We start from the raw sequence: 14,586 nt of genomic DNA on the forward strand, positions 1-14,586 counted from the left end.
TCCGGGGCACACAGCTCCCCGATGCCCGCGTACGTTATGGGGGGCAACGCCAGCCTGAGGGAGCAGTCTTGGCACGGAACATCGGCAGCCGTTACACGGCTCATCAGATCCTGGGGCGGGGCAGCGCCGGCACGGTGTGGCTCGGTGAGGGGCCCGAAGGGCCTGTCGCCATCAAGCTGTTGCGCGAGGACCTGGCATCCGACCAGGAGCTCGTCGGGCGCTTCGTCCAGGAGCGCACCGCCCTGCTCGGGCTCGACCACCCCCGTGTCGTCGGCGTCCGCGACCTCGTCGTCGACGGCAACGACCTGGCCCTGGTCATGGATCTCGTACGCGGCACCGACCTGCGCACCCGTCTCGACCGCGAGCGCCGGCTCGCCCCCGAGGCAGCCGTCGCGATCATCGGGGATGTCGCCGACGGTCTCGCGGCCGCCCATGCGGCCGGGGTCGTCCACCGGGACGTCAAGCCGGAGAACATCCTGCTGGACATGGAGGGCCCGCTCGGACCCGCCGGGTCACACCCCGCGCTGCTCACCGACTTCGGCGTCGCCAAGCTGATCGACACCCCGCGCCGCACCAAGGCGCTGCGCCCCGCCTCGGGCGGGGCGCCCAGCCCTTCGGGGATCATCGGCACGCCCGACTACATCGCGCCCGAGATCGTCGAAGGCCTGCCGCCGCGTGCGGCCGTCGACATCTATGCGCTGGCCACGGTCCTGTACGAACTCCTGGCCGGCTTCACGCCCTTCGGTGGCGGCCACCCGGGCGCGGTGCTGCGCCGCCATGTGACCGAGACCGTCGTCCCGCTGCCGGGCATCCCCGACGAGCTGTGGCAGCTGATCGTCCAGTGCCTGGCGAAGGCCCCCGCGTCCCGGCTGCGCGCCTCGGAGCTGGCGGCGCGGCTGCACGACGTGCTGCCGCTGCTCGCGGGCATGCCGCCGCTGGACGTCGACGAGCCCGACGCCGAGGAGCCGGCCGAGCCGTACGAGGACATCGCCCCGGCCGCTCCCGGCGGCGGGCCGCGCCGCCGCGGTGTGGTCCCGCTGGTCCCCGGCTCGGCCCCGGCGGACTCCAACCGGGACACCCACACCTCCATGCGCGTCCCGGCCCCGGACGAGCTCGCGGGCGGCGCCCACGGCACGGCCCGCGCGCCCCGCACCCCCGGCCAGCGCCGCCCCGGCTCGGCCCGCCACCGCGCGGATGCTCTGCGCAAGCGCCGCATCACGCTGGGTGTCGCGGCGGTGGCGGTGGCGGCGGTGGTCGGCGTGGGCGGCTGGCTGGCCACGGGCGGCGACGACACCGAGACGCCGCCCCGTGACTCCAAGCAGTCGGCTCCTTCCGAACCGTAGCCGTACGGTCGCCGGAACAGGACCAGCACGGTCTTCCCCACTCAGCCGTTACGCTGGACCCGTGGCAGTCGTCGATGTATCCGAAGAGCTGAAGTCCCTCTCCTCGACCATGGGGTCGATCGAGGCCGTCCTGGACCTCGAGAGGCTGAGGGCAGACATTGCCGTGCTCGAGGAGCAGGCCGCGGCACCGTCCCTGTGGGACGACCCGGAGGCGGCGCAGAAGATCACCAGTAAGCTTTCGCACCTGCAGGCCGAGGTCCGCAAGGCGGAGGCGCTGCGCGGCCGTATCGACGACCTCGAAGTGCTCTTCGAGCTCGCCGAGGCCGAGGACGACCTGGACACCCGCGCCGAGGCCGAGGCCGAGCTCGTGTCGGTGAAGAAGGCGCTGGACGAGATGGAAGTCCGCACGCTTCTTTCCGGCGAGTACGACGAGCGCGAGGCGCTGGTCAACATCCGTGCCGAGGCCGGCGGCGTCGACGCGGCCGACTTCGCCGAGCAGCTGCAGCGCATGTATCTGCGCTGGGCCGAGCGGCACAACTACGGCAGCGAGATCTACGAGACCTCGTACGCGGAAGAGGCCGGCATCAAGTCGACCACCTTCGTCGTCAAGGCCCCTTACGCCTACGGCACCCTCTCCGTCGAGCAGGGCACGCACCGTCTGGTGCGTATCTCGCCCTTCGACAACCAGGGCCGCCGCCAGACGTCCTTCGCCGGCGTCGAGGTGCTCCCGGTCGTCGAGCAGTCCGACCACGTCGAGATCGACGAGACCGAGCTGCGCGTCGACGTGTACCGCGCCTCCGGCCCTGGCGGCCAGGGCGTCAACACCACCGACTCCGCGGTGCGCATCACGCACATCCCGACCGGCATCGTCGTCTCCTGCCAGAACGAGCGCTCCCAGATCCAGAACAAGGCGAGCGCGATGAACGTCCTGCAGGCGAAGCTGCTCGAGCGCCGCCGTCAGGAGGAGCAGGCCAAGATGGACGCCCTCAAGGGCGACGGCGGCAACTCCTGGGGCAACCAGATGCGTTCGTACGTCCTGCACCCGTACCAGATGGTCAAGGACCTGCGTACGGAGTTCGAAGTGGGTAACCCCCAGGCGGTACTTGACGGCGAGATCGACGGCTTCCTGGAAGCCGGGATTCGCTGGCGCAAGCAGCAGGAGAAGTAACGGGTCGCCTTGTCGACAAGGGAACTGCCGCCTGTAGGGCGGCAGTTCCCTTTTCTGTCACAGTTGCATCCCCGCAGGTCAGGCAACTGGCGCCATATCGGACATCGCAGACGCAACGAGCTTGACGCTTATCCGTCAACCCGGAAAGCTGGCGCCCGGCATGCGTATTGCTGGGGCGCGTGTGTACAGAGGCGCGGTGATTGGACCTCTGGGACCGCTGCTCCGGACGCTGCTCCAATGACGAGATCAGCTACTGGGGGTAGCAGCCAGATGACAAAGAAGACGCGGGTCCGTGTCGCGCGAATAGCCGCCGGCGCAGTGATCGCCGCAGGCGCGTCGCTGACCGCCGCGGGTGCCGCGAGTGCCGTGGGCATCGGGGTCAACGTGGGCCCGCTCGAGGCCAAGGCGAACGCCAACGACAAGGGCATCGACATCGGCCTCGGTATCAACGAGGACCCGACGGAGATCCCGACGGAGATCCCGACGCCGACGGTCGAGCCGCCGCTGCCCACGGAGGAGCCGCCGACGCCGACCGAAGAGCCGCCGCTTCCCACGGAGGAGCCTCCGACCGAGGACCCCACCGAGGACCCGGACCCCACCGAGGACCCGGACCCGAAGCCCACCGATAAGCCGGGCAACGGCAACGGCGGCGGTAACGGCAACGGCGGCGGTAACGGCAACGGCGGCGGTAACGACAACGACGCCGACGGCGGCGCCGGCTGCACCGTCGACGCCGACGGCGCCGAGTGCGCCGACAACACCGACACCGACAACGCCGGCTCCCAGCCGGTCGAGCAGGGTGAGGCCAAGGAGGAGCTGGCTGAGACCGGCGCCGCCGAGACCACGTTCCTGCTCATCGGCGCCGCGACGATGATCGCCGGTGGCATCGGCTTCCGTATGCTGCCGCGTCTCGTCGGCGGTGGGCGCACCGTCGCCTGATCATCACATTGCGTAACAAAGGGCCCGGAGTGCCAAGCACTCCGGGCCCTTGCCGCACTCTCGTGGGGTGCACGTGCTACGCGGTCTGGTGCGCTGCCACCAGGGCCAGGGCCGCTATCAGCAGCACCAGCAGGGTCAACAGCGCCACGGGGCTCAGCCCGCCGAACGGACCCTCCTGCTGCAGCCGCTCACGATTCGCCCGGCAGACCGGGCAGCGGCCTTCGGCGACGGGTGCCGCGCAGTTGGCGCATACCAATCGGTCATAGGTCATGCGCTCTCCTCTCCCGCGCGCCGGAGCCGCAGGCGCGGACCGTAGGCGCATTTCTCCCCCGGCAACGCCCGGGGAAACGCGACTGTTCCCCTACCACTGTGCCAGCTCGCGCGCTTTTCGGCGCGCCCCGTCGGATTACCCCCGTTTCCGAAACGGACAAATCGTTCAACACAGGACGCCGCCTGCACGCGCGAGCCGGGTTCGCGTAAGGTCACGCACACCTACTCCCGGCCGACCGTGGTGCACCCGTGATCCGATTCGACAACGTCTCCAAGACCTATCCCAGGCAGAACCGACCTGCCCTGCGTGACGTCTCCCTCGACATCGAGAAGGGCGAGTTCGTCTTCCTCGTGGGCTCGTCCGGTTCCGGCAAGTCGACCTTCCTGCGTCTGGTGCTGCGCGAGGAGCGCGCCAGCCAGGGCATGGTCCATGTCCTCGGCAAGGACCTGGCCAGGCTGTCCAACTGGAAGGTGCCGCACATGCGCCGCCAGTTGGGCACGGTCTTCCAGGACTTCCGCCTGCTGCCCAACAAGACCGTCGCCGAGAATGTGGCCTTCGCCCAGGAGGTCATCGGCAAGCCGCGCGGCGAGATCCGCAAGGCGGTGCCCCAGGTCCTCGACCTCGTCGGTCTCGGCGGCAAGGAGGACCGGATGCCCGGTGAGCTCTCCGGTGGTGAGCAGCAGCGCGTCGCGATCGCACGGGCCTTCGTCAACCGCCCCATGCTGCTGATCGCCGACGAGCCGACCGGAAACCTCGACCCCCAGACGTCCGTCGGCATCATGAAGCTGCTCGACCGGATCAACCGCACCGGTACGACCGTGATCATGGCGACCCACGACCAGAACATCGTCGACCAGATGCGCAAGCGCGTCATCGAGCTCGAGAAGGGCCGTCTCGTCCGCGACCAGGCCCGCGGCGTCTACGGCTACCAGCACTGAGCCCGGACAGACTGAAAGGCTGACAGCACGCCATGCGCGCCCAGTTCGTGATGTCGGAGATCGGTGTCGGTCTCCGTCGCAATCTCACGATGACCTTCGCGGTGATCGTCTCCGTAGCCCTCTCGCTCGCCCTGTTCGGCGGTGCGCTGCTCATGCGTGAGCAGGTCAGCACGATGAAGGACTTCTGGTACGACAAGGTCAACGTCTCGATCTTCCTGTGCAACAAGAACGACGCGGCGACCTCCCCCCAGTGCGCCAAGGGGGCCGTCACCACGGAGCAGAAGGAACAGATCGAAGCCGATCTCAAGAAGATGGACATCGTCGACACGGTCCATCACGAGTCGGCCGAACAGGCCTACAAGCACTACCGGGAGCAGTACGGCGACACTCCGATCGCCTCCACCATCACCCCGGACCAGATGCAGGAGTCGTACCGGGTCAAGCTCGACGACCCGGAGAAGTACAAGGTGGTGGCGACCGCCTTCGCCGGGCGGGACGGCGTCCAGTCGGTCCAGGATCAGCGCAACATCCTGGAGAACCTCTTCGAGCTCATGAACGGCATGAACGTCGCCGCGATCTTCGTGATGGCCCTGATGCTGATCATTGCGCTGATGCTGATCGTCAACACCGTGCGTGTCTCGGCGTTCAGCCGTCGGCGTGAGACCGGCATCATGCGGCTGGTCGGCGCGTCCAGCTTCTACATCCAGATGCCGTTCATCATGGAGGCCGCCTTCGCGGGGCTGCTGGGCGGCGCGGTCGCCTGCGTGATGCTGTTGCTCGGCCGGTACTTCCTGATCGACGGCGGTCTGGCGCTTTCCGAGAAGATGCAGTTGGTCAACTTCATCGGCTGGGACGCCGTGATCACCAAGTTGCCTCTGGTGCTGGCGATCGGGCTTCTGATGCCCGCTGTGGCCGCATTCATCGCATTGCGCAAGTATCTCAAGGTGTGACAAGCGCCCTGGGCGCCGTACGGCCAACGACCGTACGGCGCCCTTTGCTTGTCCTAGACTCGGCGCCATGCCGGACCCCGAGTTCAGTACCGGGTCCCGCGGCATTCGCCGCGGGGCGGTCCTGACGTTGGTCTTCGCGACCGTGCTCGCCACAGCGGCGGCGACCGACTGTCTGCCGCGCGACGACGGTGAGTCGCACCGCCGCATCGACGCCCGCGCCGCAGGCGCGACCGTCGCCAGCGAGGACGTGGAGCGCGCAGCCGCCGAGGCGATGGCCGACGGCAAGTCGCCGTCGGAAGCCGCCGAGGAGGTCGTCAGCCGCAGCGGTGACCGCTGGAGCGCGGTGTACGACAAGGGCGAGTACGAAGAATTCGAGAAGGCCCTCGACGGTCAGTACACCGGTGTCGGCCTCGGGGCCAGACGCGCCGGCGGCGGCCTGGTGGAGGTGGCCAAGGTCCAGCCCGGCGGCCCGGCCGACCGGGCCGGGATCCGTGTAGGGGACCGGCTCCGTACGATCGACGGCCGTGATGTGGCCAGGCGCCCCGTGACCGAGGTCGTGGCACTGCTGCGCGGGGGCGAGCGCACCACCGTGGAGCTGGGTCTGGAACGCGACGGGCGCGAGTGGACCGAGCGGCTTACCCGCACCCGGCTGAGCACCGAGACCGTCACGGTCCGGCGGCTCAGGGACGGAGCGGTCATGATCAAGGTCGCCTCGTTCACCAAGGGCTCGGGTGCCCGGGTACGCGACGCGGTGCGCGGGGCCCCGTCCGGCGCCGGCGTCCTGCTCGACCTGCGGGGCAACCCCGGAGGGCTGGTCTCGGAGGCCGTCATCGCCGCCTCCGCGTTCCTGGACGGCGGACTGGTCGCCACCTATGACGTACGCGGCGAGCAGCAGGCGCTGTACGCGGACCCCGGCGGTGACACCGACAGACCCGTCGTCGCCCTCGTCGACGCGGGGACCATGAGCGCGGCCGAACTGGTCACCGGGGCCCTCAAGGACCGGGGCAGGGCCGTCACCGTCGGCTCGCGCACGTTCGGCAAGGGCTCGGTCCAGATGCCCAGCCCGCTGCCCGACGGGTCGGTCGCGGAACTGACCGTGGGTCACTACCGCACTCCGGCGGGTCACAGCGTCGACGGCCGGGGCATCACACCCGACCTGGTCGCGAGCGAAGGCGCCGAACAGCGGGCACAGACGGTATTGAGCGGCCTCGGGGGCACGTCTTAAAGAAGTTGCGCCACAGTGCGAAAATGACGGCACTATGGCAAAGGAAACAGGGCGCAAGCTGATCGCGCAGAACAAGAAGGCGCGGCACGACTACCACATCATCGACACTTACGAGTGCGGTCTCGTGCTGATGGGTACCGAGGTGAAGTCCCTGCGCCAGGGGCGGGCCTCACTGGCGGACGGGTTCGTCCAGATCGATGGCCACGAGGCGTGGCTGCACAACGTGCACGTGCCGGAGTACAGCCAGGGCACGTGGACCAACCACAGCGCGCGCCGCAAGCGGAAGCTGCTGCTGCACCGCGAGGAGATCGACAAGCTCGAGTCGAAGTCCCAGGAGACGGGTCACACGATCGTGCCCCTGGCCCTGTACTTCAAGGACGGCCGGGCAAAGGTCGAGATCGCCCTGGCGAAGGGCAAGAAGGAGTACGACAAGCGCCAGACGCTGCGCGAGAAGCAGGACCGGCGCGAGGCGGACCGGGCGATGTCGGCGGTCCGGCGGAAGCAGCGGGCCTGACGCCTGGGAATACGGTGGCATCCGCGTGCCTTGTTCACGTACGATGGCACCCGCCCCTCCCGGGGGGCACGGCTTGAAAACTCAACATGGGGATGATCGGTTTCGACAGCGGATGTCGAAGCAGGGGAAGCGTGTCGAGGAAGCGGCAATGATCTCGTTAACCATATGTCGCAACCAATAATCGCCAATTCCAAGCGCGATAACTCCGAAGCCTTCGCCCTCGCTGCCTGATAAGCAGTAGAGACGAACCTTCACTCATGGAGCGTCAGCCCGGGGCTGTTCCCGACCCGGTTCCTGGCGTCAACTAGGGAACTAAACCTCTAAACCCGGTCACGGGGTCCGGAGGGAAATCAAACAGTGACTGAGCCCGTCGGAGACTTGTCCGCGTGATCTCCGGGGCTGAGAAAAGCGCAGCGGACTGCACACGGAGAAGCCCTGTTTCTGCACCGTTGGACGCGGGTTCGATTCCCGCCATCTCCACTCATCCCATGTGGACCTGGGCCCGGCTGTCACGACAGCCGGGCCTTTGTCGTCCCTGCCAGTACCAGCGCGAGGGCGGCGGCGCAGACCGGAACCGCGTAGCCGGCGGCGGGGCTCACATGCTCGACCGTCCAGCCGCCTGTCGCCGAGCCCGTCGCGATCCCGCCGAGCAGTGCGGTGACGGCCAGGGTCATGCCCTCGTTCAGCTGACTCGGCGGGGTCCGGCGCTGGACCAGGGTCATCCCGGTCACCATCGTCGGAGCCGTCGCCATGCCGGCGAGCAGCAGGCCCACCGCGACGGCGGCGAGCGAGCCGGTGCCGGCGGCGGCCAGCAGGGGCAGCGACATCAGGGCGGTCATCGCGGCGAGGCAGGTGACGAGACCGGCCGCGCGGCGGGTCCGGCCGTAGACCAGTCCGGCGGCGCACGAACCGGCCGCCTGGAGGGCGAGTACCGCGCCCGCCGCCGGTCCGTCGGCGAAGGCGATCGTGACGACCTCCATCGATCCGAAGACCGCGCCGGTGGCCAGGAAGACGATGAGCAGGGCCGGCATGCCCGGGGCGCGAAGTGGCGAGCCGGTGACGGCTCGGGGTGCGACGGGCGGCTCGGTCGAGCGCTGGGCGGCGAAGATCAGCACACCCGTGAGCAGCAGGATCGCGCCGGTCAGAGTGCCGGCCTCCGGGAAGAGCACCGAGCACAGGAACGCGGCGAGCACCGGGCCGAGCATGAAGCACAGCTCGTCGGCGGCCTGCTCGAAGGAGTTCGCGGTGTGCAGGGCGGCCGGGTCGCCCTGGTGGAGATGAGCCCAGCGGGCCCGGGACATACCGCCGCTGTTGGGGGTGGTGGCGGTCGCGGCGTAGGCGGCGAACAGGGTCCAGTCGGGTGCGCCGACACGTATGCACAGCAGCAGTGCGAGGGAGCCGAGGACGGCGAGGGCGGTGGCGGGCACGGCGACGCGCGCCTGCCCGTACCGGTCGACGAGCCGCGCGGTCCACGGCGCGACCAGCGCGGTGGCACCGAGCCCGGTCGCGGTGACCGCTCCTGCGAGGGCGTACGACCCACGGGACCCGGCGATCATGATCACGGCGCTGACGCTGAACATCCCCATGGGAAGCCGGGCGATGAGATTGCCGAGGGTGAAGGCCCGTGCCCCCGGCGCGGCGAACAACCGCCGGTAGGGCCCGAGCGCCGTGTCGCGGCGGACCCGAGTGGCGGGCCTGCGGCCCGAGTTGCCGCTGGGCATCCCGGCGCTCGGCCGCTCGGCCCCTGGCGCGGGCGGTACGGCGCCGGGTGCACCAGCTGCTCCCGTTTCCGGCGCAGTCCCTGCCTTCCTGCTGTGGTCGGTGCTTTCGAGGCGTGAACCGGGTCGGGGTGCCGCGGGGGCGTCGGTGGGCAGGGCTGTCTGGCGGGTCCCCTCGGACCCGGGCGAATGCGGCATGGACCAAGCCTCACCGCCCGGCCGAGCGCTCGTCCAACACCCGATCGGTGGCCATTCACGCACCTGTGTTGTTGAATGCCCCGTGCCCCACGACCTCGACCCCAGGCTGCTCCGATCCTTCACCGCTGTCGCCGACGAGCTGCACTTCACCCGGGCCGCCGCCCGTCTCTACGTCGCCCAGCAGGCCCTCAGCCGTGACATCCGGCGCCTCGAGCGGGAGCTCGGCGTCGAGCTGTTCGTGCGGACGACCCGGCAGGTGACCCTCACCGCCGACGGTGAGCGGCTGCTGCCGTACGCGCGGCGGGTGCTCACGGCCCAGGACGAGCTGTTCGCCGCCGCATCCGGAGCCGCTCGGCCGCTGCTGGTCGACCTCAACACCGCGGGCATGACGTCGGGGCGGGTGCTGGCAAGGGCCCGTGAACTCGCTCCCGAGTGCGAGCTGATGGCCCGGTTCGAGAGCGGACTGACCTTCGCCGCGGCCGAGATCGTGGCCGGCCGGCTCGACGTGTCCTTCGGACGGTTCGCCGGTCTCGAGCCCTCGGTGCAGGCGTTCCTGTCCCAGCAGCCCGTACGGCTCGAGCCGATGGCCGTCCTGCTGCCCGCCGGCCATCCGCTCACCGGACTGGAGCGCGTCCCGTTGAACGCGCTCGCGGGCGCGACCGTATATGCGGGGGCAGGCAATCCGCGGACGGTGGAGTGGACCGAGCTGGCAAGGCTGCTCTTCGCCGGGCGTGGGATCACGATCGCACCACCCGCCCCCCTGGCCATCGGAATCGAGGAGTTCCAGCGTGTGATGGCCAAGGACCCCACCCCCGTCCTCGCGGTGGTGGACTTTCCGGAGATACCCGGCATCGAGCTCCGGCCGCTCGTCGACCCGGTGCCGCTGTCGCCGGTCTCCCTGGTGTGGCGCAAGGGGCTGCGGCACCCTGGGCTGGACGCCCTGCGCCGTGCCGCCGTCGAACTCGCAGCACATGAACGCTGGCTGAAAAGGGATCCGGCCGGATGGTTGCCGGAACGTGATATGTCCCTGATGTGTGACAAGGAGTGAGACAGCGGCTCACGGCCCACCGGGGTGCGCTACATTCATCACCCGGGTGAGTGAATGAGGTAGAGGTTCTGTGGAGACTGGGTGGGGGCCCGGTGTGCAGGACCGGTCCGTCGTGGGGCGTACCCAGACCGGGCCTATGGGGGGATGTGCGAGCAGTCCGTGGAGAAATGGCAAGAAGACGCCGGTACCGGTGTCACACATGAGCGGCACGAGGTCACTGTTCAGCTGAGTGGACCCGGTCTTGCGCCGAACAGCCGGCAGCCCGCGCCCGGGGCCGTGCAGGACGGCTCCGACGGTCCGGTCTTCGTCGACGAGAGCGGCCGCCGCAGCAAGAAGTTCCGGCGCATCGGCTGGCTGCTGGTCGCCGCCTGCGCCTGCTACGCGATCACGCTCGTCGCCGCCCTGATGAGCGGCAACTCCGCTGCCCCCTTCCTGCCCGGCCTCGGCCGGGCGGAGGACAAGCAGGCCGAACAGGTCGAGATCCAGCCCGCCCCCACCGACCGTGCGTCCGGCGTGGCCACGCCCGGCAGCACCCCCGGTGCTCCCACTCCCAGCGACTCGAGCGGTGCCGCCCTGCCGCAGCCCTCCGGCAGCGCGTCCGGCTCCAGTTCGCTGCCCGCGGTGCCCGTTCCCGGCGCCTCGGGCTCCGCGCCGGCCAAGCCCTCCGGCGGCCCCAAGCCGCCACGCCCGGCCGCCAGTTCGCCCGCCCCCGGCAGCAGTGACCCCGGCCCGGCGTCCAGCGCGCCCGACCCGTCCCCGTCCGATGCCCCGAGCGGTGACCCGACCGATCCACCCGTGCAAGAAGGCGCACCGTAGATGACCCCTCCCGCTTCCAGGGCTCCGCACCGGCGGAAGCCCAGGCGCGTCGTGCGCCGCAGACTGCCCATGCGCTACCTGCTGCCGTGCTTCACCCTCGTCGCGCTGCTCGCCATGCTGATGCTGCGCGGCTACGTGCACAGCGAGATCCTGGCCGACCACCGGGTACGGCCGCCCGCCGCCTCCGACCGGGTTCCCCAGGAGATCCTGGAGGGCGGGCCGGTCATCGACGCCCGGGACCTCGATGCGCCCAAGGCGCTGAGCGTCCCCGACCGCCGCCTCGTGCTCACCTTCGACGACGGTCCGGACCCGAAGTGGACGCCGAAGGTCCTCGACAAGCTGAAGGAGTACGACGCACACGCCGTCTTCTTCGTCACCGGCACCATGACCTCGCGCCACCCCGAGCTGGTGGAACGGATGGTCCGGGAGGGCCACGAGGTCGGGCTGCACACGTTCAACCACCCCGATCTCTCCTACCAGTCCACCGACCGCATCGACTGGGAGCTGTCGCAGAACCAGCTGGCGATCGCCGGCGCGGCGGGGATCCGCACGTCCCTGTTCCGCCCGCCGTACTCCTCGTTCTCCGACGCCGTGGACAACGAGTCCTGGCCGGTCACCCAGTACATCGGCAGCCGCGGCTACATCACCGCCTTCAACAACACCGACTCCGAGGACTGGAAGCGTCCCGGCGTCGACGCGATCATCAAGCGCGCGACCCCCAAGGGCACCAAGGGCTCGATCGTGCTGATGCACGACTCCGGCGGCGACCGCTCGCAGACCGTCGCGGCCCTCGACCGCCTCCTGCCCCAGATGAAGGAGCGCGGCTACACCTTCACCAATCTGACCGAGGCGCTCGGCGCACCCACCGCCCACACCCGGGTCGAAGGATTCGAGCTGTGGAAGGGCAAAGCGTTCGTCGCCGCCGTCGCCGTCTCCGAGAGCACCACGGAGATCCTGGTCGTCGGCCTCGCCCTGATCGGTGTGCTCGTCTTCGTCCGCTTCGGCCTGATGCTGGTGCTCTCCTTCGCGCACGCCCGCAAGGTGCGCAAGAGGAACTTCAGCTGGGGACCCCCGGTGACCCGCCCGGTGACCGTGCTGGTCCCCGCGTACAACGAGCGCGAATGCATCGCCAACACGGTCAACTCGCTGATGGCGAGCGAGCATCCCATCGAGGTCATCGTCATCGACGACGGCTCGTCCGACGGGACCGCCGACATCGTCGAGGAGATGTGGCTGCCCAATGTCCGCGTCGTACGGCAGCCCAACGGCGGTAAGCCCGCCGCGCTCAACAACGGCATCCGCCACGCCCGCTACGACATCGTCGTCATGATGGACGGCGACACCGTCTTCGAGCCGGCCACCGTCGGCGAACTCGTCCAGCCCTTCGCCGACCCGCGTGTGGGCGCGGTCGCGGGCAACGCCAAGGTCGGCAACCGGGACAGCCTGATCGGCGCATGGCAGCACATCGAGTACGTCATGGGATTCAATCTCGACCGCCGCATGTACGACGTACTGAACTGCATGCCCACCATCCCCGGTGCGGTCGGCGCCTTCCGCCGCCAGGCGCTGGAGCGCGTCGGTGGCATGAGCGAGGACACCCTCGCCGAGGACACCGACATCACCATGGCCATCCACCGCGACGGCTGGCGGGTGGTGTACGCGGAGCGGGCCCGCGCCTGGACCGAGGCCCCCGAGTCCGTCCAGCAGCTGTGGTCGCAGCGCTATCGCTGGAGCTACGGCACCATGCAGGCGATCTGGAAGCACCGCGGTGCTCTGTTCGATCGCGGTCCCTCGGGACGCTTCGGCCGGGTCGGACTGCCGATGGTCTCGCTGTTCATGGTGCTCTTCCCGCTGCTCGCTCCGCTGATCGACGTCTTCCTGCTGTACGGCCTGGTCTTCGGCCCCACGGGGAACACGATCCTTGCCTGGCTCGGCGTTCTCGCCATCCAGGCCGTCTGCGCCGCATACGCCTTCCGGCTCGACGGCGAACGCATGACACACCTGATCACGCTGCCACTTCAGCAGCTCCTCTACCGGCAGCTCATGTACGTGGTGCTGCTGCAGTCCTGGATCACCGCGCTCACCGGAGGCCGGCTGCGCTGGCAGAAGCTGCGCCGCACGGGTGTGGTGGAGGCGCCCGGCGGCGTGCCGAGCCAGCGGCAGCGCGGTGACGAGCGGAGGCCTGTCGCATGACCACGCATTCGATCGCCGGCGGCGGCGAGGCCGGGGCGGCGGTGCACCCCGCGGCGCCTGAGGGGACCGCGGCCGGACGCCCGGGGCGGGACCGCTATCTCGACCTGCTGCGCTCCATCGCGCTGGTGCGGGTCGTCGTCTACCACATATTCGGCTGGGCCTGGCTGACGATCGTCTTCCCTTCCATGGGCGTGATGTTCGCGCTGGCGGGCTCGCTGATGGCGCGTTCGCTGTCGCGACCCGCGTGGGGTGTCATCCGGGGGCGTGTCCGCCGCCTGCTGCCGCCGACGTGGGCCTTCGCGGCGCTCGTCGTGCCGGTGATCTTCTACTTCGGCTGGAAGCCGTTGAAGGAAGAAGGCATCTGGTGGTTCATCAAGCTCGCCTGGTACGTCGTCCCGGTCGGTGCGCCGCCCTACCCCTGGCACAGTGGTGACAAATCCGGGCTGCTGGAGGACACCTGGGCCGTCCAGGCAGTCGGTCCGCTGTGGTACATCCGCGCGTATCTGTGGTTCGTGATCGCCTCGCCGCTGCTGCTGTGGGCGTTCAAGAAGGTGCCGTGGATGACGCTGCTCGCGCCGCTCGGCCTCACCGCGATCGTCGGTTCCGGGCTCTTCACGATCCCCGGCGAGACCGGCAACGCGATCACCGACTTCGCCTGCTACGGCTCCTGCTGGGTGCTGGGCTTCGCACACCAGCAAGGCCTGCTGGCCACGATTCCCCGCTATGTCTCGATCTCCGTGTCAGCGCTGATCATGGCGTTCGGTCTGTGGTGGGCGTCGGGGCATCTGACGGCCGACGGCTGGGACCTCAACGACATCCCGCTCGCCCAGGCGGCCTGGTCGTTCGGCTTCTGCGTGATCCTGCTGACGTACTCCCCGGCCTGGCAGCAGCTGCCCGGCCGGCTCGCGCGCTTCGACAAGCTGGTCACCCTCGCCAACAACCGCGCTGTGACGATCTACCTGTGGCACAACCTGCTGATCATGGCGACGATACCGATCATCGACCTGCTCTGGCGGATACCGGGCGTCTGGCCGACGTATTCGGGCTTCCTGGAGAGCATCTACACGATCCTGATGCTGATCGTCGTCTGGCCGCTGATAGGGCTGATGATCGTCGCCGTGGGCTGGCTGGAGGACGTGGCCGCCAAGCGCAGTCCACGGCTGTGGCCGAACGGGGCCTCCCGGGGACGCAGGCGCTCACAGCGGAGCTGAGCGCCGGGTGAGAGCAAGGTTTCGTACCGGTCACCTCCCGCCACCGCGTTGAAA

General features: G+C 69.4%; 13 protein-coding genes and 1 other RNA gene. 12 read left to right on the forward strand and 2 right to left on the reverse strand.

Translation table 11 applies throughout. From position 1 onward, the window contains the following. Positions 1 to 68: 68 nt before the first annotated feature. The 3 genes from OHS70_RS23055 (at position 69) to OHS70_RS23065 (ending at position 3,450) form a co-directional block, all read left to right on the forward strand. Positions 69 to 1,343, forward strand: a complete 1,275-nt coding sequence (locus tag OHS70_RS23055) for a serine/threonine-protein kinase (protein ID WP_328400021.1) — start codon at positions 69 to 71, stop codon at positions 1,341 to 1,343. 61 nt (positions 1,344 to 1,404) lie between these two features. After that, positions 1,405 to 2,511, forward strand: coding sequence for a peptide chain release factor 2 (prfB, locus tag OHS70_RS23060; RefSeq protein ID WP_328400023.1), 1,107 nt, complete (start codon positions 1,405 to 1,407; stop codon positions 2,509 to 2,511). A gap of 270 nt (positions 2,512 to 2,781) precedes the next feature. Further along, positions 2,782 to 3,450 carry a hypothetical protein gene (locus OHS70_RS23065; RefSeq protein WP_328400025.1) on the forward strand — a complete coding sequence of 223 codons (669 nt, stop codon included), beginning with the start codon at positions 2,782 to 2,784 and terminating at the stop codon, positions 3,448 to 3,450. Positions 3,451 to 3,526: 76 nt separating this feature from the next. Here the strand turns inward: OHS70_RS23065 and OHS70_RS23070 are convergent, their stop codons facing one another. Next, the gene (locus OHS70_RS23070) at positions 3,527 to 3,721 is read right to left on the reverse strand and encodes a hypothetical protein (protein WP_328400027.1); all 195 of its coding nucleotides are present in this window, start codon (positions 3,719 to 3,721) and stop codon (positions 3,527 to 3,529) included. Positions 3,722 to 3,969: 248 nt separating this feature from the next. Between OHS70_RS23070 and ftsE the strand changes: the two genes are divergently transcribed. The 5 genes from ftsE to ssrA all read left to right on the forward strand — a co-directional run bounded on the left by ftsE (position 3,970) and on the right by ssrA (position 7,831). Continuing rightward, on the forward strand, positions 3,970 to 4,659 hold the full coding sequence (gene ftsE / locus OHS70_RS23075) for a cell division ATP-binding protein FtsE (RefSeq protein ID WP_328400029.1): 690 nt from the start codon (positions 3,970 to 3,972) through the stop codon (positions 4,657 to 4,659). 32 nt (positions 4,660 to 4,691) lie between these two features. Beyond that, positions 4,692 to 5,609 carry a permease-like cell division protein FtsX gene (gene ftsX, locus OHS70_RS23080; RefSeq protein WP_328400031.1) on the forward strand — a complete coding sequence of 306 codons (918 nt, stop codon included), beginning with the start codon at positions 4,692 to 4,694 and terminating at the stop codon, positions 5,607 to 5,609. A 67-nt stretch (positions 5,610 to 5,676) separates the two neighbouring features. Continuing rightward, positions 5,677 to 6,834 (forward strand): S41 family peptidase, encoded by a 1,158-nt coding sequence (locus OHS70_RS23085; protein ID WP_328400033.1) that lies wholly within the window; start codon positions 5,677 to 5,679, stop codon positions 6,832 to 6,834. Positions 6,835 to 6,868: 34 nt separating this feature from the next. Then, entirely contained in the window at positions 6,869 to 7,348 is a 480-nt protein-coding gene (gene smpB, locus OHS70_RS23090) for an SsrA-binding protein SmpB (protein ID WP_328400035.1), read from the forward strand. 88 nt (positions 7,349 to 7,436) lie between these two features. Next, positions 7,437 to 7,831: a transfer-messenger RNA gene (ssrA, locus tag OHS70_RS23095) on the forward strand. A 26-nt stretch (positions 7,832 to 7,857) separates the two neighbouring features. On the opposite strand, the gene OHS70_RS23100 is transcribed toward ssrA, so the two are convergent. After that, on the reverse strand, positions 7,858 to 9,069 hold the full coding sequence (locus OHS70_RS23100) for an MFS transporter (RefSeq protein WP_328400037.1): 1,212 nt from the start codon (positions 9,067 to 9,069) through the stop codon (positions 7,858 to 7,860). A gap of 277 nt (positions 9,070 to 9,346) precedes the next feature. Here OHS70_RS23100 and OHS70_RS23105 point away from each other — a divergent pair, with 277 nt between their 5' ends. The 4 genes from OHS70_RS23105 (at position 9,347) to OHS70_RS23120 (ending at position 14,532) form a co-directional block, all read left to right on the forward strand. Next, positions 9,347 to 10,312 carry a LysR family transcriptional regulator gene (locus tag OHS70_RS23105; protein WP_328400039.1) on the forward strand — a complete coding sequence of 322 codons (966 nt, stop codon included), beginning with the start codon at positions 9,347 to 9,349 and terminating at the stop codon, positions 10,310 to 10,312. 144 nt (positions 10,313 to 10,456) lie between these two features. Next, complete coding sequence (locus tag OHS70_RS23110) at positions 10,457 to 11,128, forward strand: hypothetical protein (protein WP_328400041.1); 672 nt, start codon at positions 10,457 to 10,459, stop codon at positions 11,126 to 11,128. Further along, on the forward strand, positions 11,129 to 13,321 hold the full coding sequence (locus tag OHS70_RS23115; protein ID WP_443062642.1) for a glycosyltransferase: 2,193 nt from the start codon (positions 11,129 to 11,131) through the stop codon (positions 13,319 to 13,321). Beyond that, positions 13,318 to 14,532, forward strand: coding sequence for an acyltransferase family protein (locus OHS70_RS23120; protein ID WP_328400043.1), 1,215 nt, complete (start codon positions 13,318 to 13,320; stop codon positions 14,530 to 14,532). The genes OHS70_RS23115 and OHS70_RS23120 overlap by 4 nt, the downstream gene beginning before the upstream one ends. The last annotated feature ends 54 nt before the right edge of the window (positions 14,533 to 14,586 follow it).

The sequence above is a fragment of the Streptomyces sp. NBC_00390 genome, assembly GCF_036057275.1.
Taxonomy (GTDB): Bacteria; Actinomycetota; Actinomycetes; order Streptomycetales; family Streptomycetaceae; genus Streptomyces.

Excerpts from the sequence above, each read along its gene's own strand:
- OHS70_RS23065 (WP_328400025.1), top strand. The coding sequence starts at position 2,782 with ATGACAAAGAAGACGCGGGTCCGTGTCGCGCGAATAGCCGCCGGCGCA.
- OHS70_RS23070 (WP_328400027.1), bottom strand. The coding sequence starts at position 3,721 with ATGACCTATGACCGATTGGTATGCGCCAACTGCGCGGCACCCGTCGCC.
- ftsX (WP_328400031.1), top strand. The coding sequence starts at position 4,692 with ATGCGCGCCCAGTTCGTGATGTCGGAGATCGGTGTCGGTCTCCGTCGC.
- OHS70_RS23085 (WP_328400033.1), top strand. The coding sequence starts at position 5,677 with ATGCCGGACCCCGAGTTCAGTACCGGGTCCCGCGGCATTCGCCGCGGG.
- smpB (WP_328400035.1), top strand. The coding sequence starts at position 6,869 with ATGGCAAAGGAAACAGGGCGCAAGCTGATCGCGCAGAACAAGAAGGCG.
- OHS70_RS23100 (WP_328400037.1), bottom strand. The coding sequence starts at position 9,069 with ATGCCCAGCGGCAACTCGGGCCGCAGGCCCGCCACTCGGGTCCGCCGC.
- OHS70_RS23110 (WP_328400041.1), top strand. The coding sequence starts at position 10,457 with ATGTGCGAGCAGTCCGTGGAGAAATGGCAAGAAGACGCCGGTACCGGT.
- OHS70_RS23115 (WP_443062642.1), top strand. The coding sequence starts at position 11,129 with ATGACCCCTCCCGCTTCCAGGGCTCCGCACCGGCGGAAGCCCAGGCGC.
- OHS70_RS23120 (WP_328400043.1), top strand. The coding sequence starts at position 13,318 with ATGACCACGCATTCGATCGCCGGCGGCGGCGAGGCCGGGGCGGCGGTG.